The 18,747-nt window shown below is 56.9% G+C and carries 15 protein-coding genes; all 15 read right to left on the bottom strand.

What is annotated here, in order from left to right; translation table 11 throughout:
• Positions 1-8: 8 nt before the first annotated feature.
• Positions 9-1,955 carry an asparagine synthase (glutamine-hydrolyzing) gene (gene asnB / locus AAFG16_RS18560; RefSeq protein WP_342740128.1) on the bottom strand — a complete coding sequence of 649 codons (1,947 nt, stop codon included), beginning with the start codon at positions 1,953-1,955 and terminating at the stop codon, positions 9-11.
• A 275-nt stretch (positions 1,956-2,230) separates the two neighbouring features.
• Positions 2,231-3,232, bottom strand: coding sequence for a class I SAM-dependent methyltransferase (locus AAFG16_RS18555; protein ID WP_342740127.1), 1,002 nt, complete (start codon positions 3,230-3,232; stop codon positions 2,231-2,233).
• A gap of 179 nt (positions 3,233-3,411) precedes the next feature.
• Positions 3,412-4,824: a formyltransferase family protein gene (locus AAFG16_RS18550; RefSeq protein WP_342740126.1), complete on the bottom strand. Its 1,413-nt coding sequence runs from the start codon at positions 4,822-4,824 to the stop codon at positions 3,412-3,414.
• Positions 4,821-5,525, bottom strand: coding sequence for a WbqC family protein (locus AAFG16_RS18545; RefSeq protein ID WP_342740125.1), 705 nt, complete (start codon positions 5,523-5,525; stop codon positions 4,821-4,823). Before AAFG16_RS18545 ends, AAFG16_RS18550 begins: the two co-directional genes overlap by 4 nt.
• A 100-nt stretch (positions 5,526-5,625) precedes the next feature.
• On the bottom strand, positions 5,626-6,417 hold the full coding sequence (locus AAFG16_RS18540) for an ABC transporter permease (protein ID WP_342740124.1): 792 nt from the start codon (positions 6,415-6,417) through the stop codon (positions 5,626-5,628).
• Positions 6,414-7,634 (bottom strand): ABC transporter ATP-binding protein, encoded by a 1,221-nt coding sequence (locus tag AAFG16_RS18535; RefSeq protein WP_342740123.1) that lies wholly within the window; start codon positions 7,632-7,634, stop codon positions 6,414-6,416. The genes AAFG16_RS18540 and AAFG16_RS18535 overlap by 4 nt, the downstream gene beginning before the upstream one ends.
• On the bottom strand, positions 7,631-8,758 hold the full coding sequence (locus tag AAFG16_RS18530) for an ABC transporter ATP-binding protein (protein WP_342740122.1): 1,128 nt from the start codon (positions 8,756-8,758) through the stop codon (positions 7,631-7,633). Before AAFG16_RS18530 ends, AAFG16_RS18535 begins: the two co-directional genes overlap by 4 nt.
• 78 nt (positions 8,759-8,836) lie before the next feature.
• Positions 8,837-9,967 carry a radical SAM/SPASM domain-containing protein gene (locus AAFG16_RS18525; RefSeq protein WP_342740121.1) on the bottom strand — a complete coding sequence of 377 codons (1,131 nt, stop codon included), beginning with the start codon at positions 9,965-9,967 and terminating at the stop codon, positions 8,837-8,839.
• Positions 9,968-10,021: 54 nt separating this feature from the next.
• A complete protein-coding gene (locus AAFG16_RS18520) occupies positions 10,022-10,786 on the bottom strand; it encodes a formyltransferase family protein (protein WP_342740120.1) in 765 nt (254 codons plus the stop codon).
• The gene (locus AAFG16_RS18515; protein WP_342740119.1) at positions 10,783-11,847 is read right to left on the bottom strand and encodes a GNAT family N-acetyltransferase; all 1,065 of its coding nucleotides are present in this window, start codon (positions 11,845-11,847) and stop codon (positions 10,783-10,785) included. The genes AAFG16_RS18520 and AAFG16_RS18515 overlap by 4 nt, the downstream gene beginning before the upstream one ends.
• Positions 11,844-13,724: an asparagine synthase (glutamine-hydrolyzing) gene (gene asnB / locus AAFG16_RS18510; protein ID WP_342740118.1), complete on the bottom strand. Its 1,881-nt coding sequence runs from the start codon at positions 13,722-13,724 to the stop codon at positions 11,844-11,846. Before asnB (AAFG16_RS18510) ends, AAFG16_RS18515 begins: the two co-directional genes overlap by 4 nt.
• Before the next feature lie 17 nt (positions 13,725-13,741).
• The gene (locus AAFG16_RS18505; RefSeq protein ID WP_342740117.1) at positions 13,742-14,746 is read right to left on the bottom strand and encodes a class I SAM-dependent methyltransferase; all 1,005 of its coding nucleotides are present in this window, start codon (positions 14,744-14,746) and stop codon (positions 13,742-13,744) included.
• Positions 14,743-15,912 carry a DegT/DnrJ/EryC1/StrS family aminotransferase gene (locus tag AAFG16_RS18500; protein WP_342740116.1) on the bottom strand — a complete coding sequence of 390 codons (1,170 nt, stop codon included), beginning with the start codon at positions 15,910-15,912 and terminating at the stop codon, positions 14,743-14,745. The genes AAFG16_RS18505 and AAFG16_RS18500 overlap by 4 nt, the downstream gene beginning before the upstream one ends.
• Before the next feature lie 22 nt (positions 15,913-15,934).
• A complete protein-coding gene (locus tag AAFG16_RS18495; RefSeq protein ID WP_342740115.1) occupies positions 15,935-17,689 on the bottom strand; it encodes a hypothetical protein in 1,755 nt (584 codons plus the stop codon).
• 51 nt (positions 17,690-17,740) lie between these two features.
• A complete protein-coding gene (locus tag AAFG16_RS18490) occupies positions 17,741-18,736 on the bottom strand; it encodes an NAD-dependent epimerase/dehydratase family protein (protein ID WP_342740113.1) in 996 nt (331 codons plus the stop codon).
• Positions 18,737-18,747: the final 11 nt, after the last annotated feature.

The raw sequence follows: 18,747 nt of genomic DNA, 5'->3' as shown, positions 1-18,747 counted from the left end.
TGAACAAGTCAAACGTTAAATTGGCTGCGCCACAAATATAGATTGAGCCACCGCCAAGGGAGAAAATCGAAACGTTGCCCTTCTTCGATCCGATCGCGTGCCGCAAGCGCGGCTTCTCTATCGAGAAATTCTGCCATCTTGTCCGAGTTGATGGCGTCGAGAATAAGTGGCTTTAGCACACCCATTTGCCAGCGCATCTCCGGGGTTGCAAAGCCCATCTTCCGTGCCCTCATCCTGACAGGGTCAGGCAGCAGGCCCTGCATCGCGTCTCGCAAGATGCGCTTCGTGTAGCCGCCGCGAAACTTTATGTGGGCTGGAAGCGCAAATGCAAACTCCACCAATCGATGATCCAAAAACGGAACCCTCGATTCGACGGAAAAGGCCATCGAGTTTCGATCTTCATATCGCAACAGTGCGGGCAGGTTACTTTCGAAGAAAAACCGACGCAGGACCGAAGCCAACGGAGCTTTCTCGTCCCAAGTTGTTTCGTAAGAGCCCGCTCCGACCACAGATTTGCTCGCCAACTCACGTTCAAAATCATCCCGCATCCATGACTTGGATGCGGGAACCGCAGTACCGCCGCTTACTCCGGTCAGCAAAGCGAGAGCGCGGCTCAGCCTCGGCAGAGGCATTGCGGTGCGCCAAGGCGTTCCCTGCAAACGAGACCATCTCCAGCTCTCGGCAAGGGCGCTCAGACGCCGTCCCTGTGCCGCCAACTCGAGGAAGACGTGCGGGGCAGTGCTGGAATAACCGCCAAGCATCTCGTCCGAGCCCTGGCCGTCCAATACCACTTTGACCCCCGCATTCTGTACCAGTCGGAAAACGGACCATTGCGCGAAAATTGAGGTAGAACTGAAGGGCTCATCTTGATGCCAAACGAGGGCCTTCAGATCAGCCTCGATATCCGCGTCCTGAGGCACGGTGAAATGCGGCTGCATCCCGGCGGCCGTCATATTTTGCTTCGTAAACTCAAGCTCGTTGGCTTCAGGAATATCGAAGTGGCAACTGAACGCGTGCCTTTCGATGGAAAGCTGTTCGTGTTGAGAGACATCACGCATCAGGACAGCGATTGCTCCGCTATCCAGCCCGCCAGAAAGGCACGTTCCGACGGGGACGTCGGCGCGCAAATGGATCCGCACACTTTCGCGAAGCAAGTCTCGGAATCGAACAGCCGCGTCTTCAGGCGAAATGTCGGTAAGCTCATTTCCGGCAGGCATCCTGTAATAGGGTTGCTCCTCGTAACCGCCCTTATCCAACGGGACGACCAGCGTATTGCCCGGACGGACCTTGCATATTTCGGAAAAGAAAGTTTCTGTTCCGATGTCAGCCACCTCATGCCGGAGATAGTCATAGACGGCTCGCGCGTTGAGCGTTCGCGGAACCCAGGGAATCTCAAGCAGTTGCTTGATCTCCGAGCCGAACGCAAACCGATCGCCCGAGAAGAAGTAGTGTAGGGGCTTGATGCCGAAACGGTCGCGTGAAAGCACCAAACACCGTTGCCGAAGGTCCAAGATCGCCAACGCCCACATTCCGACAAATCGGGTGAACGCATCCGCCCCCCACTCCTGATATGAGCGGAGAATGACCTCCGTGTCGGAATTTGAACGAAAGACGATACCCTTGCTTTCTAGCTCGGTCCGCAACTCCAGATAGTTGTAGATTTCCCCATTGTAGGTGATCCAAAGCTTCGCGTCATCGGACGCCATCGGCTGGTGCCCAAGATCGGATAGATCGATAATGGCGAGCCTCCGGTGCGCCAGAAGGAGACTAGCCGTTTCTTCAATGGCAGATTGGCTATGGTCACGAACTACCCGACCACTACCCGCTCGTGTATCGAACCAGACAACCCCCTCGCCATCAGGTCCGCGGTGAGAAACCACGGAAAGGCCATGCAGCAACTTCTGCCGTGGCAGTCTTAGACCTCGTCGGTCAAGGACACCGAATACGCCACACATCAGCTACCGCCCTCTTCCAATGTGAACCTCCCGCCATATCGGCGAGTTCTGATTTCCGACACCTGCTCGACGGCTTGTGGAACGCAGCTTCGCGATCGAACCGACTGACGTACCCCGTCGAAGAGCCATGACTTCTTCGGCGATTTGATCGATCCACTAGACGCGGAAACCAGGCTCGGATCTCCACTCTCGTTTGATATGCGTTAGCCCGAAGGCACTCCTCGTCGGCAGAGCGCATTGTCAACTACGTCAAACAGGTTGAACGAACTACGCCTTCAAGGCGCGCTCGCGACCGCCGGCCGTCGCGCAGAGATTGCCCAGTGCGTCTGACTGTCTTCGCGAACGCTCCAACCTGCCACCCATGCCGCAATCATGGCAGTCGACCAAGAAAGCACCCGTTTTATGGGCTTGATCTTCCGGCATAGAACCCACAACTTGTCTGAGAAGTACAACTCGGGAACTCGCACCGGCCAGTTCATCAGTTCATAGGCCAGCAGTTGCCGTCTCGAGAAAATTGGCGAAACATTTACGCTCTCGAACCCAATCTGCTCCAACTTCGTCCGCCAATCATTCGCTGATGCGTAGTGGAAGTGCATGCTGACCTTGTCTCGCAATCGCGCGCCATCTTCGACGCGCGAGGACCTGCCGAGATAGCCCCAAATCGCTGCATCCAGTGTGCTCAAGCGAAACTCGGGCGACGGCGTCGTGAAGACAAGCGCGCCTCCCGGTTTGAGCAAACGAAGCATTTCGCGAAACACATCGTCGAGTTCTCGAATATGCTCCAACACGCAAATGCTGACGGCGCAATCGAACGAGGCTGTCGGCAGCGGTATTTCAGCAGCGGTCGCTCCCGAAAAGCCGGCATATCCGTTCGCTAGCGCATCGTTGGCATAACTGTCGACCGGATCGATCCCGTAAATTTCGGCTATGCCAACTGTGCGCTTCAGCAGTCCGCCGACAAATCCGTTGCCGCAGCCAATGTCGATGCAACGACCGAGCAAACAGCTCCGAAGGTTGACCAGCGCATCCAGTTCGATGCCTTTGTGGACGGCCATCTCCGGAACATGAAGATAGAGATCGCCCAGTTCGCGATGCCAGGGTGACGGACGAACTTTCACGAGCAACCGCACCACGACAGCGATGATTGTAATAACAATGCCGTTGAGCACGCCGGCCATAATGGCGAGAGGCTTCAATGGAAAGCGGTTCGAGCGGGCGATACGCCTCTGCAGCCGTTCATAGTCACCTCCTTGGTAATCTTCCAAGGCCAGCGGCACGAAGAATTTCTCGCTTGGATGTCTCATGCGCAAGAAGGCAGGAAAGGCTGTTTTAGCATGTCACTAAGGTATTGTTTCATCGGGTCATTTTGGCTGTGATCCAAGCGCGCCGCTCGGTGTATTCCAGCGCCGGCGCGTACACCCACCCAGTCAGATATTTGAGAAGCAACGGCTTGCCCTCAAACCTTGTTGAGGCGCCCTGCCCTCATCAAGCCGACATCGTAATCGCGGCGGACTTGACGCGCGCGCCCGAGGATCGCTCGATCTACTCGCTCCGAGGGAGGCAGCCTCTCTTTCGTCCACCAGTCAGGATGCGTGAGGAGGTGCAGACGCGGGTGTCCTTCAGAAATTACGGCTGACATGGGCTGGAACCGCCAATAGCCATTGGAATCTGAACAGTATCGGTATTCATTGCGCAGCTGACGTGAATAGGCGTTCCACAATCCGCTGATACGATCGGCATCAAAGTCGAGCAGATTCGACGTATCCGGGTTGTGCCAGCTGAGCGATCGGAGCGGCACATCGAATGCGATCTCGAACAGCTTGCGCTCTCGTTCGACACTTCTCTCCAAGAGACCGATGTCCCATTCTTTGACACCATACGCTGCTGAATCGAAGTGCAATCCGATCTCGTGTCCAAGTTCCGCAATGCGGTGGAGTAACCGGGTCACTGACGGCTCGAGCAGATTGTAGAAGCTGGAATGAGGATTGACGAAGTACGTGCTCACGACGCGCTCCTTCGCCTCGATCTCGGCTAGCGCGACCGCACGGTGCATGGAAAAATCAACGTCGTGCCGCCAAATGACGTGGCGATCGCCCGAAGCGTCGCCATAGAAGGCAAAGCGATAACCACCTGCCTTCAGCAATGAAAGCAGCCGGCGATATGCCTCTTCGGTAAAGTCGTCATCAACGGCGGCGGAGCCAACTGTAGGCGTGGCACGCTTGTCGATACGAAACATTCGATCGTGGATGCGAACGACGAGATTGTCGTACGCCCCTCCCTCCAGCGAGCGGTAGCGCCTCTGAAGTTCCGGTTCATCGATTAGCGGTGATATGTTGGAAAGCCGGATGAGATCGGCTCTGGTTGTTTTCACGCGTCCCCAAGCGATGCCGGGGAGCGAGGGCATTGGCTCCGCATGGAGCAAGCGAGGGGCCTGCTTTTCGATTAGCCGTATGCCGGCTTCATTCGCCGCCTTCAACAATGAAGCAGGCGTGGCATCGGGTGCGACTGGGAACGTCTCCACCGCAACGATAGACCCGGCGTCGACCTTTGCATCCATGACGTGCAATGTTGCACCATATACCTCGGCATCGCGGTAGATGGCGTGGTGGTGCGGGTCGCGACCTGGAAATTCCGGCGAAGCCGCGTGCAGGTTGTAGGCAGGTCTTCCAAGCCGACCGAGTATTTCGGAAGTAACGATCACGCTCGTTCCGAAGCTTAGAAGCAGCGTGTGCGGGCCAAGCTGAAGCCGGCCCAGTTCCTGCGAAGTCGATACCGCGCGCACATCAGCTACGCTCGAAAAAGCAGCTTTCAATCGCCCGAGTTCATCGCCAGTAAAGCCGGTAAGCAGAATAACGGTTTTCGTCATCATGACCTATCGGGGAAGGCCTCACTTAGCGGGCGACCATCGTGCATCAGATAGTCGATGACCGAAAGGCCGGGCAGAAATCGGTCTGGCGATCCGTAGCATTTCGGAACGTAGTGCTGATACACGACATCTATGCCTGCTCCCCGGATCAGGTCATCGTCCTGATAACCTTTTGCCCCCCCTCCCACCAGATAGGCGCATCCGTCCACAGCCTTCACCAGCGAGATTAGCCGTTCGGTTGCCTGCCCTTCGCTCGTAAGCTCGGATTGACGCACAAACCGAGCGCTCACACCGATGCGCTCCGCAATTGCACGGATGACCGACATGTTGAAGGCAGCAAGATTGCCTTCGGCCGACTCGATCAAAGACGAGAGAAAGTCCATTGCGTGTTCATATTGCGGTGCCTTTCGATAGTTCACCTGCAACGTACGAATCATCTTCTTGCGCCATGGCTGGCCATCGTCGATTTGGGCTGCCAGGATGGATTGCCCTCGAGCCAGCCGCTTGATCGGACAGGTAACCCACTGCGCATGGCCCTGGATCGGCAGCCGAACGCGGTTGATCCAGGAGCCCATTCCGCTGGATCCCGATCGCGGATAGTCGACGTCATCCAAGAAAACAAAGATCTCTGCCCGGCGAATCTTGTCAAAGTAGCCAAGCCAGGGGAAAAAATTGGGCTGATGGATCGCTACTAAATTCGCCAATTCTGATCATCCGCGGAAAGAAAATTGAAGCCGATTGCTGGGTTTGAACCTCTGCCTCGACATCGGCCCTTTCGGCTTTGCATAGGAAAGGCACCCTGCTTCAAAGCCTTGAATCAAAGAACAGCTTGAGCCTGCGGAACCACCATAGGCCGCCTACGAACAGAGCTATTGAGACCACTGCGAGATAGGCGATCATCCAAAATTCCGGCAGCTTGCCGTCGACGATAATGCCTCGATAGAGCTCGGCCAGAGCATAGAAGGGATTGCAGACAAGAAGCGGCCGGACGAACGCCGGGTAGGAGGTCAACAGATAGAAGATCGGCGACGCAAACAGGATAATTTGTAGCAGGTTTGGCAGAATCAACGCCGTATCACGCACAAAAACGTTGAGAGCCGCCAGAAACAGACCGATTCCAGACAAGAACACGAGTTGAACGATCATTGCGAAAGGCAGCAGGATCAAAGTCCATTTAGGAAGCTCACCACCGACGACCTGCAATCCGAGAACCACTACGATTGCCACGAGTAGTGGCACGATGCCCATCATGGCTCCGACAATCGGCAAGATCTCGGACTTGAATGCGACGTTCTTCACTACACCGCTGTTAGAAACGACGGAATTCGTGGCGCTCATGAGACCCTCGTTCACGGCAAGCCAGGGACCATAACCGCTGATCAACCAAATCAGGAAGGGGATGGGTCCCTCCTTTCCGGGCAGACGTCCCGGAAAGACAACGGTGAACACGAAACAGAAAGTTCCCATCAGCATGAGTGGCGAGAGCACAGCCCAGACAAGGCCAAGTTTGGATCCCAGAAAGCGATCTCCAAGATTCATCCGAAACAGACTCTTCAGCATGGCAAAGTCGCGCTGGTCAAAGCCCGCGAGGATCATTGATCGGCCTCCTGAAGAACCTGAACGTCGATTTCAGGCGAGACGTTGAGCATCGGTCGCCCGCCGATGGGCGGGTCGTGATCCACGACTTCGAACACACGCGACATACCGCAAGACACCCCCCGATCATCGACGAGCATGGCGTCAAGTCTGAACAGATTGGCCCCAAGGACCAGCGGGTCCATCCGGACGTTCACCTCGAATGCCTCGCGATCCCGAAGCCGGCCATCGTGCGCTGACAAGCGATCCCTCCAGATCTGTCGACCATCAACCCGGGTGCAGCGGAGCTCAATGTCTGCGCGTCCCTCGGGGCTCTTCAGCTGGCCGCGCAGGGTGATTTCAACCGGGACCAGGGCACGGGCGGAAGAACCGATCTGACCTCCGTCCTGCTTGATGTCGATTCCGACGATCGTCCCACAGTCTGGACGAGGATCGCCAAAATCTGCGTTCTGAAACTTCCGCGCCAGTTCCGCCTCGTCGGCTTTTTCTACCGCTTTTACATAGGCATCCGTGACTTCACCCGCAGGGCCATCCATTATCAGACTTCCGCCATCTAGCCAAAGGCATCGATCGCAGATGTCGACAATCGCACCCATGCTATGGCTTACGGCGATCACGATCTGTCCCTCGTTCGCCAGTTGCTTCATCCTGCGCGTCGCTTTGCGTGAGAAAGTTGCGTCTCCCACTGAAAGCGTCTCATCGATGACCAGAATGTCCGACTTCGTGAACGCCCCCATTGCGAACGCCAGCCGAGCCTTCATCCCGGAAGAATAGGTTCGAACCGGTCTGTCAATGAAATCGCCAAGTTCTGCAAATTCCACGATTTTGGGTGCCAACTCCTCGATGAAACTCCGTGAGTGACCATGCACCGCACCGTCCAGAAGGATGTTTTCCCGGCCCGTGGCCTCTTCTCGCAGGACCATGCCTATCGTGAGCATGGCGTGCACGTCCCCAACGACCTCAACTTTGCCGGCTGTCGGCTGGGTGATACCAGCCAGCAGTGACAGTAGAGTGGTTTTGCCGGCGCCGTTTCGTCCTATGATCCCGACCCGCTCACCGGGCCCGATGGAAAACGAGACGTTCCGAAGCGCATGAATCTCGCGCTGCGTTACCGAGGGCCGACCGGCCCGCAGCGCTTCGAACAGGCTCGTGTAGCCACCGTGCTGAGCCAGAACGAAGGATTTGGACACGTGCTCTGCGTTGACTGAGGCGCTCATGCCGCAGCAACGCTCCAGGTCGCATGGAAAAGTTGAGTACCGCTCTCCCCAAGCACTTCGAGCGCGATCCCATTGCCGGAGAGCCACCCAACGCTATCGAGGAGTAAGAATTGCCCCGAGGCCCCCGGATCGGGTGAACTCAGCTGAAGACTGATTTGATAAGTTAGCGGCTCGATCGGTAGGCTCGGTACCCGCGCTTCAACCCGCCGACGACCCGGCCTTGAACCAACCGAAACTGGCCGTTTCGTCACGATGACGGTCTCCCAACCGAAGCCAGGCTGCATCCGCTCGATAACAAAGCCAAAACAGACGTCGCAGGACTGAAATATCTCGATCTCGGCCGGGACGACGAGATCGTCACCTTGACGCGCAGAGATTAGTCCAGGCGGCGTCTTGATGAATGCAGCCAGATCACGGCGCATTTCGCCGACGGCACTGTCGCCATACAGATAGATTCTCGCCGCCCGTTCCGAAGCACCACTGAAGACGATGCGGCCCCGGTCGAGCACATGTGCCGTCTGGCAAAGCTTCAACACGGCACTCCAATCATGCGTGACGAGAATTCCGGAGGCTCCATGAGCTAGTCGGTCTTGAAGTCGACGCCAACACTTTGCCTGAAAATGCTGATCGCCGACCGAGAGGATTTCGTCGAGTAGATAAACTGAATACTGGCCCGCCGTCGCAGTCGAGAAGTAGAGCCGCGCAGCCATTCCGGCCGAATAGGTCTGAACGGGATCTTCGAAGCGCGCGCCGAGTTCGGAAAACTCGTGGATATCGAGGATCATGCGCTGTCGCTCGCGCTTGGCAAAGCCGTGGACGGTGAGCAACCGATCCGCATATTCGCGCCCCGTTGCCTGGGAATTGCCAACGATCCCGAGTTCATAGAGTCCCGACAGCGCGCCGTTAATCCTCACCGATCCACTATCGGCGGGATACACCCCGCCGATAACGCGAAGCAACGTCGATTTTCCAGCGCCGTTTCGGCCCAACACTCCGACGAACTGTCCCTTTGGCACATCGAAGCTCACATCGTGCAGCGCCTCGAAGCTCTCCATGTTGCCGGTCAATCCCAGCGCTACGCGCCAAAGCTTCCCTGCTTCGACAATGGCGAAGCGCTTGCTCACGCCGCGGCAACTTACCGCAACAATTCCGCCAGTTACCATCGCAGCAATCTTACCAATGAACGGCGAGCCGGATCGCGACTACTGCGCAATCTCGATCCCAGGCACGTGAAACCGTGGTTGGTCAGGAAGATTGATTCCACGATCCTCCCATCCGTTCGTAAAGAGGCCCCAGATATTGCAAGTCCTGCAGCACTCATAACGGTCCCACTCTCCGCGTAGATGCGCCTGGCGCATGTCACTCAAACGCTCCCAAGCTGCCATGAACGTGATCTCGCGGGCGTCGCCGATGTAGCCGACCTTGTGCCGTTCTTCGCTCGGCAAGTAGTCTGGGACGGCGGCCACGCAGGGAGCATACCGGCCGTCGTGCTGAAGCTTGAAGTGCATGAAAATCGATGTGCAAGGCACGCGCGAAGATTTTTGCGTAGCTTGCGGCACCGTAAACCCTCCTTCGGCAAGCTTTTCCTCAAGGCCCCAGGTCTCGCCGCCCCAATTGCCAACCTCGCGCCAATAGACCAAATTGACCCGCTTCTCCCAGTAGGCCTTGAACTGCTCATATGACTCCCGGAATTCCTCGAAACCCATGATATGCGTGGTAATGAGCATTTTCGAGTTGCGTGCGTTCCGCAAATCCACGATGCGATCGAGATTTTTCCAAACTCTGTCGAAGTGGTCCACCTGCATCAGTCGTTCGTAGGATTGGCGGTCCGGGGCATCAAAGCTGTATGAATAGTGGTCCAAACCTGCATCTATCAGGCCCACGACTACATCTTCACGCATCAGGGAACCGTTTGTCGCCATAGCGATCCTGAGCTTCGGACGGACTTCCTTGAGCAAGCGGACGGCTGAAAGCAAGTTCGGAGCGGCAAGGGTTTCGGAGTACGAGGAAATATTGATTTCCATCCCCTCTTCCGGCATTTCGCTTGCGACCTTGCGCAACAAATCCAAGTCGAGCCAGGACGCTCGCCTCGGCTTGTGGACCGATTGTGGACAAAAGCGGCAGGAATGGTTGCAAGGAGCGGCCCCAAGATTGATCGAGAACTTGCCCGGCAGGGCACCATTCGAATAGGTCGCTCGCAACGAGGCTTCGTGGCGCGCTCGCTCTTGCTCGGCAGCATTTTCTTCTGCCAGCGCCGCCGGTGTCGCGGCGCTCTGAGGCGCCGGTCCAAACAATCGCGACCTGATCACATTGAGCATACGATTACTGCGCATCGCTAGTCCTCTCGTGTTAACTGGCGCTCGTTCCGCGAAGCCGGAAGCCGACGTTCAAATCAGATCCCACTCGTCCACGGGCTTGTCCGGCCGCCACAGCCTGACGCAGACCTTCTGGCCGTCCACGAAAAAAAAAGCGGGGAAGCGATCCGGATCCGCTGCGCGAATTTCGTCAAACAGGCTTGCAAGCGGCTTTTCCGGGTCGATCTCAGAATGCGTTGGCGCGCGGTCCGGAAAACGGGCGCCTTGCTGCGGAGGCTGTGGAGCAGCGCAAGACAGCCCATCTCGTTCAAAGAGCCGCAGTGCGTCGATAACAACGTCCGGCTCGAACTCAAGCGTTTTGCGCGAAAGGCTCGCTGCGCTCTCGAAAGTCGATAGCTCGAATGCACGCTGCAGGACAATGGGTCCCGTGTCGACCCCCTCATCGACAACGTGCACAGTCACGCCGTTTTCCCGGTCGCCATTCGCGAGCAGCCAGTTCAGCGACCTCGCCCCGGGATATCTAGGCAGCAGAGTTCCATGGACATTTAGACAGACGCCGACATGCGCGAGAAAGGCCTTGGGCAGGATGAAACCAAAACCAACGGAAAGGCATTGGGCGTCTCGCAATTCCTCGGGAGGCTTCAAGAGATCCTCACGCCGCAGGATGTGAACCGGCAGACCGACAGCGTTGGCATAGCTCACGGTCGATGCGACCTTCGGCCACCGCTGCGGATCTGTTACATAGACTCCGGAGATATCAAAGCCTTCAGAAATCAGCCGCTTCAGCACTGCCGTCCGCGGCCCACTCGACAGGTAGGCCCAAGGTTTGCCCGTCATACGCCCTCTCGAACCTCCGTTAAGCCTGAGAATGGCACCACAAAAAAATATGGGTAACCGGCAGTCAGGGCCTCGGCAGTTTGGCTGAGAACACGTCTATTGCGCACGTATGAGTAGTAGGCGTACCGCTTCTCCGTCGCCCCCCACTTTCTCTTGAACCTGTAGACCCCCGTTTGGCTCGTCCAGGTTCCGCCCCAGTTCCAAATCCGTCGCCCTTCTGATTGCGCGTCCTGCATCGCGCGCAAGATGAGCGCCGCGGTCGGCTGGTATTCGCGGTTGCCGGGTGCGGTGACGGGCATGATGTATTCCGCGAAGTTTTTGAACAGGAACACAAGAAGAGCGGCGATCGGACTGCCGTCGCGCCTCGCAAGATAGATGCGGTAGTCGCGCCCCGCATTCATCACGGAAGGCAACGCCGTGAAAAACGCTTCCGGCTTCGCCCGCCCACCGATCTCGGCCATGTTGAGCCTGTGGCACGCCGCCAGGAATTCCAAAGCAGTGTTGTCGACCTCAACTGTAACCCGTTCGGCTTGTGCCTTGGCAAGATTTCGCCGCGCAGAGCCATCAATCGCGCCGTGAAGATCGACAGGTTCACCGCTTTCGTCGGCAAGAGGCGTCCACTGGCCAATGCGCTCGTCGACAAGCGTCGAATCTTCCCAGCGCGCTTGTGGTGCATCGTCAAACGGGTTGGAGATGATGGTGGCAGCAGCCACGTTGTCTTGTCTGATCTGATCGTGAAACCATCGCTGCAGTGCTGCGGCAGCACCGACATCGCCCGTCAGCAGGTCGCCGTGACTGCCGAAAAAGGGCAGTGAATTTGCCACCGATCCCAGCGGGCCATCTATGAACATGAGCGGCAATGCTCCGATGACTTCCCTTCCACGCCATGCCAACCCATATCGCGGTCGGCCCCCGGTGGACTGGAGCATGAGATCCCGATAAGGAACCGAATGATAAACGGTAGCAGCGGGAGAAAGCTCCAGGAACCGAGCATATGCCGCCGCGTCATCGGACGATTGCAACGACCGCACGTCCACGTCGTGGTTCTGCAGGGCGCTCAAGCCGCAGTTCCCTGCAGCCCGAGGAACGTTCGGCACCACTGCTCAAAACACAACAGCGACCATATCAATAGACGATGATTGAACTTGCCGGAAAGATGCTCGTTCACCGTCCTGACGATAAACTTCGGATTGATAAACTCCGTGCATGCCAGTTTGCCCGGTTCGAGCATGTCGCGGACAAACTGAGCATTCTCGCCGCGATACCAAGAGGCCTCAGGCGCCGAGAATCCTTGTTTCCTCCGTTGCATGACTTCTTCTGGCACGATCTGGGACATGGCTTGACGCAGACAGCTCTTGCCGCCCGAAAATGCCTCCTGCGCGAGGAGTTTCTTCTTTAACGCATCCTCGTCGATCTGGAGCATGTGCTCGAGATCCGAGAGCTTATGTCGAACCGGCAGCCGCATCGCGAAATCGACGAGCTTGTTGTCGAGAAAGGGAAAACGTTCTTCGAGCCCATTAGCCATCGAGAGCCGATCTCCCACGGTTAACAACCCTGTAAGAAAAGTCCGGCACTCGAAATACAGCGAAGCCGAGATTTGCTCCTCGGGGGTATCGAACCCGATGTTCCCCGTGTTCGCGAATACGCCAGAGAATACGTCGAACATCTCGTCTTCGTCGTTGGCGGCGGCCCCGAACATTTCACGTCGTTCCTCGCCCGTCGTCAGCCGCTGCCAGAACTGATAGTAGTTCTCCAGGAAGTGCTGTTTGTCTAACGACCGGAACACCCGATAATAGCGCCAGGGATAGCCGCCGAAGAGTTCGTCCCCGCCTGCGCCCGAAAGGCAGACTTTCACAAACTTGGAAGCCAGCCGAGCGATGTAAAAATTCGGGTAGCTCATCCCCAGGCGCAGGTCTTCGAGATGCCAGACCACGCGCGATAACGACCAATTGAGATCGCCGGAATTTATGACCTGTTCATAGTGCTCGGTCTTGAAGGAGTACGCCATGAGTTCTGCCGCACGACGCTCGTCAAAGCTTGCTTCAATGCCTTCGGTCTTCGACAATTCAAATCCGGCCGTAAATGTCTGCAAGCGCGGAATTCGATTGGCAGCAAGTGCGACGATCGAACCGGAGTCTATGCCGCCGGATAAATAGGCCCCGACTGGAACGTCGGAGACAAGTTGTCTCTCGACCGCCTCGCCCATCAAGCTTCTGAGCGCCGCTACACTTTCGGTCTCGTCCAAGTCGATGGTGTTTGAAAAATCATAGTCCCAATATCTCTCGATCCGCTCACCATGTTGGTCGACGGTCAAGATCGAAGCAGCTGGTACATGCTCGACCCCAGCGAACAGCGTGTGATCCCGAAACAAGTTCTGAAAGGTGAAATACTCGCGCAAAGCAGAAGAGTTGACCTTTACGCTGAAATCAGGATGACGGTAAAAGGCTTTGATTTCCGACGCAAACGCCAGCACGCCGGGCCTGCGCCAAACATAAAGTGGCTTCGTCCCAAATCGATCCCGAACGAGAAACAACCGCCTCGTTTGCCGATCCCAGGCCGCAAAAGCGGCCATGCCATTTAAACGTAGGGCAGTTTCTCGCACTCCGATTGTCGCGATCCCTGCGAGCAGGACCTCAGTATCGGACCGTGTGCGAAACTGCCAGCCTCGCTTTTCAAAATCAGCGCGAAGCTCGCGAAAATTGTAAATCTCCCCATTATAGGCGATTGTCCATCGACCATCAGGAGAACTCATAGGCTGACCTGCCAGGTCCCGGAGGTCAATGATCGCAAGGCGCCGGTGCCCAACGCCGAACGACTGGTCGAGGAAGAGTCCTGCCCCGTCCGGACCTCTATGCGCAATCGCGTCCCGCATCGCAGTGATAACGGCACCGTCCGCGCGACGGCCGTCTAGGTTAAAAAGCCCGGCGATACCACACATCGGAAATACCGCCGGGGTTAGTGCACAGGCCTGCGTGCGACCACGGTAATTCCTGCCTCTTCAACTTTAATGCGCTCGATGCGGAGGCCCGCGCCTTCGCACCATGCGCGCACCTGCTCCGGGGTCTGTCGATGCGAGTAGCGAGGCGCAAACCAGTCGAAGTTGATATGATTCATCTCCTCAGGGGTGAGCTTCTCGTCGTAAAACATCTTGCAGACATACCAATAGAACAGCCGCTGAATATCGATCTCACCTTTTGGAATTCCGAGCAGATCCACATTCTGAGGAACATCGACTCTGACGTTGAGGTCACCAAGGGCCTTTCCCAAGAGCGTGAGTGGGCGAATTGCCTCCCAGGCTTTCTCGGGAGGCATTTTGGTCAATGCGGAGCGAATATAGTCGTCGGTGAACTCTCGAACCGGGGCCTTTCGCGCGTAAACGTAGATGGCGTAGAGTCCACCAGGCCCAACTAGCGCGGCCGTTTTCTGGATCGCAGCCTGCGTCGACGGTGTGTGATGCAGCACCCCCTCCGAATATACGAGATCGAAGCTGTACTTTGGAAACGGCAGTTCCATCAGATCGCACTGGAGGAACAAGCTTTCGCCGGCCAGTCCTTGGATAGTTTCGCGGGCCAATTCAACTGCCGTCGAGATATCGGCGCCCACATAGGCCGTGCCACGCAGCTTCTCTCCGAACAACAAGCTGGCCGTAAAGCCGGATCCGCAGCCCGCATCTAACAAGAGTGGCACGCGATCTCTCTTGCCAAGCAGTTCGAGGAGATCTCCGTAGCGCTCGATCAACCACGTCTTGGTTTTCTGCCGAAGATGCTCAGATTGATAGCTCTCCGTCCGATCCCACTTGAACCCGAATGCTTCAGCCGTCTGGGCCTGGCCTGAATCCTCGATTTCGCCGCCGCGAAGAATGCCGTCACGCATGACCAGCCGCCGATGGCCCAAATCTAACGTTCCACCTTCAACAGGCAGGGGTCGCCCGAAAAGCTTTTGAATAACGTCAGCGTTCATTCAGCCTTCTCCAGCGCTTCCACCACCCGATCGACATCCGCGAAATCCATTTCGTTATGAAGCGGCAGGGCAATGGACTGTGCCTCCGCAGCCATGGCGCCTGGAAAGCGCTGCGGATCGACCCCGAACTCTCTTCTATACGCTTCTAGCGCCACTACCGCATGGGTTCCGGGACGCGCCCCGATCTTTTTCGCCTGGAGTATTTCCAAAGCGCGATTTCTGGACACGGGCGCACGCTGCGGATCGATCGTAGCGACATAGGCCTGAAGCGAGTGTCCCGCATGATCCGGCCGCTCCGGTGCGCTTATCCATTCAATCGACTGAAGACGGGCATCGTAATGATCTGCCAATTGACGTCTCTCTTCAATGAAGCGATCCAGCTTACGCAGTTGGACCTCCGCAATTGCAGCTTGAATATCCGTCATCCGGTAATTGAAGCCAAACACCTTGAAAGCGGGAAGCTCCCATGGACGAGCGCCACGATGTCGTATCTCCTCTGAAACGCTGGCGCCGTGGTTCCGATAAGTATCGATGAGCCCCGCGAGTTTATCGTCGTTCGTCGTGACCACGCCCCCTTCTCCACACGTCACGACTTTCCTCGGGTGCAACGAAAAGCACCCTATTTGTCCCAACGAGCCGGCAGGCTGGCCGCGAAAAGAAGCCCCGATCGCGCAAGCGGCATCCTCAACGATTGGCATGCCCTCAGGAAGGATTGCACGCAATTCATCCATGGGAGCTATCCGCCCGAACAGGTGCACGGCGATCAACGCCTTGGTACGCTCGGTTAGGGCCGCACGGACCGCATCTGGGTCTACGTTAAAGGTGCCGGGATCGATGTCCACAAAGACCGGCCTTGCTCCGCAGTGCACGACCACATTGGAAGTGGCTACCCAGGTGAACGCGGGAACCAGCACCTCGTCTCCCGGACCGATGCCGAGCACGACAAGCGCCAGGTGCAACGCGGACGTACAGGAAGTCACAGCGAATGCATGTTTGACGGAATGTCGGGAAGCAAACGCTCTTTCGAACTCAGCCACGAATGGCCCTTGGGTGAGCCACCCACTTTCCAGAACCTTCTTGACGGCTTCGATCTCTTCTGGACCGGTTGCCGGTCTCGCGATTGGAAGAAAGGCTTCCAAATCTTCCTTGTTTTGCTGGTTCTTCACCGGCTCCCCCTTTGGCCGCCGTTCACACGTAAGGATGTTCGTCGATATCGACAGCGAGGCCGGCCCGAGCCCTGTCAGTGACTCTCTCGAAACGAGCTGCGCAGACGTCATCGGAGTGCCATTTGAGCGCATATTCCCGTGATCGCCTTCCGATCTCGCGAAGCGAGTCGCGTTCCAAGACCAATCGGCGAAGTACGTCATAGATCGTCGATTCATCGGCTGGAATGGCCGGAACGGTAGCCATCGAATCCAGCGGCTCGGCGCGCCCGTCCTGCGCTGAATCAATCCGAGTCACAAGAGGCCGCCCCAACATCAGTGCCTCGCGTGCATTTGAGCCAAGGCGTCCATAGTAGAGCTGATCAACGACAATATCAGCCTGGGCCTGATAGAATCGCACTTCGGTTATCGGAATGTCCGTCGCATAGAATAGCTTTATAGGAATTCCCTCACGCTGAAGGCGCTCGACAGCTGCGACAACGACAGCAGACCCCTTCGAATCCCGCCCATCCGCTTGGCGTGTGCGCTTGTTCGCAAACGCATGATAAACGAGAATTTCATCCGGCCGCCGGTCAATCACGTATTCTCTTGGAACGGTTAGTTCAGGCGTCCAGATAGAAGGATCGAGCCCTGTCACTATCGGACGACGTACATAGCGGGGCCCGGTCCGCTCATCGACGGCATAGTCATTCTCCAGGCCGACCCAATCACACATCAGATCCAATTGTTCGGCCCAGCCGCCATTGAGTTCATCCGAGCAAAATGTAGGCTGATCCTCCAACACACATCGACTGCACATGCCGCCAGAAACGCGACGAATAGACGATTGACGCGCACCGTCCAGGCACCCGCTTGGTGTGTATCCAACGACGATCCCTCTGCGGCGCATCTCAAGAAAGTCCCAGGGAATGCTACTCTTTCCCCCGAAAGACCAATTCTCCTTGAAGCAACTCATCTGGAACTGGCCGTAGAGTTGGACCACCCCAAACCGCTCGACCACCGATCTAAAGAATTCGGCAGCTTTGCGACGGTTTTCTATCGGGTCGGGATCGTAGATGACCTCCTCCCGATTCCAATAGAATTTCCTGGACGGGCTGTCTAAAGGCTCGAAGGAAGCGGTACGCACCTCCCAACCCCGGCGACGTAAAGCGGCGGCAAGTACTTCGTAGTAGTAGTAACAGTTGTTCAGCAGAACAGCTGATCGCTTCTTTGGCTCGGCCCAGAGATAACTGGGCATGAATTCCTTCATTTCGAAGGGAAGCTCACCGGCTCCGAAAAAATCTATAAGCGGCTCGTTGGCGCGTATCGAACGGATCGCGGAAAACACGTTGGTCGCTTCGTCGCCTCCATTGTATTTTCTGTTGCATACAACACTCTCGAGCCAAGCGGCGGCGATATCGGGATGGCGCCGGCATGCTTGAAGCAGTTCAGGCAACTGAAAATGTTGCAATCCTGAGTCTTGCCTCACGACCGCAATAACCCGCTCGATCACCCCTTGCCGTATATTCGTCACCGCCTCCTGCACGGTGACCCCCGAGGTCAGATGCAATCTTGCACTTTCCTCATCGACGACATGGATTAGCAGTTCGTTGCGGCGCCGGGCGATCAGCAACGAATCGACGCGGCTGAGAGCACCAGGCACCAATCCGAGCTCACGTTCGGCCCGGGAGAGATGCAATCGCAGCATCGAGGCAACTAGCCGCTTGGATTTGGAGCGAAGCCACTGCGCCGACGCCACTAAACTATTCATCAGAGGTCGACCCGTCTGATAAAGCTTCATGGCCAAAGAGGTCGGCCATCTGCATGCTGACGAATTCACTAAATATCGTCGCTAAGTTGCCACGCGGTCCCGCAAACCATCGACACAGTCCATGTGACTACGCCTCCAATCGATGAGCCGCTTCAAACCGTCGTCTAGCTCGATCTGTGCCGAAAACCCGATCTCGTCAGCCGCGCGCTTCGGCGAGCCGATACGGTTGCGCACGAGGGTCGCCTGGCTACGGGGAGCATACTTGATCGGCTGGTTCGAGCCGGTCAAATTGAGAAGCTTCTCGGCGACCTCCCTGAGCGAGGTGCGCGTCCCTGTACCGACGTTGTAAAGGCGATCCGTGGCTTTCGCACGCATGGCACAAAGGTTAGCGCGAGCGCAATCTTCGACCGCCACAAAGTCAAATGCTTCGGATCCGTCGCCGTAAATGGTGGGTCCCTCGCCTCGATCAATGGCGTCCAGCATTTTCATGATGACGGCGATATATGCGCCACGATAATCCTGACGCGGGCCATACACATTCATGTAGCGAAGGCCGACGTAATCGAGCCCATACCGGAAGTGATAGGCTCGCGCCATCGCTTCGCCGCAGATCTTGGTGGCCCCATAGAAGTTCTTGTTGTTGAAGGGATGGTCCTCCGTCATTGGCTCCTCCACGGCATCGCCGTAAACCGAAGCAGAAGATGACCAGACCAGCCGAGTAACGCCATTGCGGACGCAACTGTCGAGCACATTGAACATACCGCGGACATTCACGTCGAACGCGGTGCGCGGATATTCGTGACATTGTAACAGCCACAGCGCGGCGAACTGAAAAACACCGTCCGCCCCCTTGAGCGCCGCATCAAGGATATCGACCTGCGTGATATCCCCGCCAGCCTCAAAAACTCTGACACGAGGATCGCGCAGTGCGCCCGCCAAATTCTCGCGCGTTCCGCGGACGAAATTGTCGTAAATTACAATTTCGCGCACGTCTTGCTGAAGCAACTGATCCACCACGTGGGAACCGATGAGGCCAGCGCCGCCGACCACCACAAAGCGCTTGCCGCGAATATCCACCGACCGTGCCT

This window comes from Bradyrhizobium sp. B117, from assembly GCF_038969555.1.
Taxonomy (GTDB): domain Bacteria; phylum Pseudomonadota; class Alphaproteobacteria; order Rhizobiales; family Xanthobacteraceae; genus Bradyrhizobium.
The sequence above is the reverse complement of the archived record's forward strand: the minus strand, read 5'-3'. Positions and strand labels throughout refer to the sequence as shown.

Excerpts from the sequence above, each read along its gene's own strand:
- asnB (WP_342740128.1), bottom strand. The coding sequence starts at position 1,955 with ATGTGTGGCGTATTCGGTGTCCTTGACCGACGAGGTCTAAGACTGCCA.
- AAFG16_RS18495 (WP_342740115.1), bottom strand. The coding sequence starts at position 17,689 with ATGAAGCTTTATCAGACGGGTCGACCTCTGATGAATAGTTTAGTGGCG.
- AAFG16_RS18525 (WP_342740121.1), bottom strand. The coding sequence starts at position 9,967 with ATGCGCAGTAATCGTATGCTCAATGTGATCAGGTCGCGATTGTTTGGA.
- AAFG16_RS18520 (WP_342740120.1), bottom strand. The coding sequence starts at position 10,786 with ATGACGGGCAAACCTTGGGCCTACCTGTCGAGTGGGCCGCGGACGGCA.
- asnB (WP_342740118.1), bottom strand. The coding sequence starts at position 13,724 with ATGTGTGGTATCGCCGGGCTTTTTAACCTAGACGGCCGTCGCGCGGAC.
- AAFG16_RS18550 (WP_342740126.1), bottom strand. The coding sequence starts at position 4,824 with ATGATGACGAAAACCGTTATTCTGCTTACCGGCTTTACTGGCGATGAA.
- AAFG16_RS18535 (WP_342740123.1), bottom strand. The coding sequence starts at position 7,634 with ATGAGCGCCTCAGTCAACGCAGAGCACGTGTCCAAATCCTTCGTTCTG.
- AAFG16_RS18540 (WP_342740124.1), bottom strand. The coding sequence starts at position 6,417 with ATGATCCTCGCGGGCTTTGACCAGCGCGACTTTGCCATGCTGAAGAGT.
- AAFG16_RS18505 (WP_342740117.1), bottom strand. The coding sequence starts at position 14,746 with ATGAACGCTGACGTTATTCAAAAGCTTTTCGGGCGACCCCTGCCTGTT.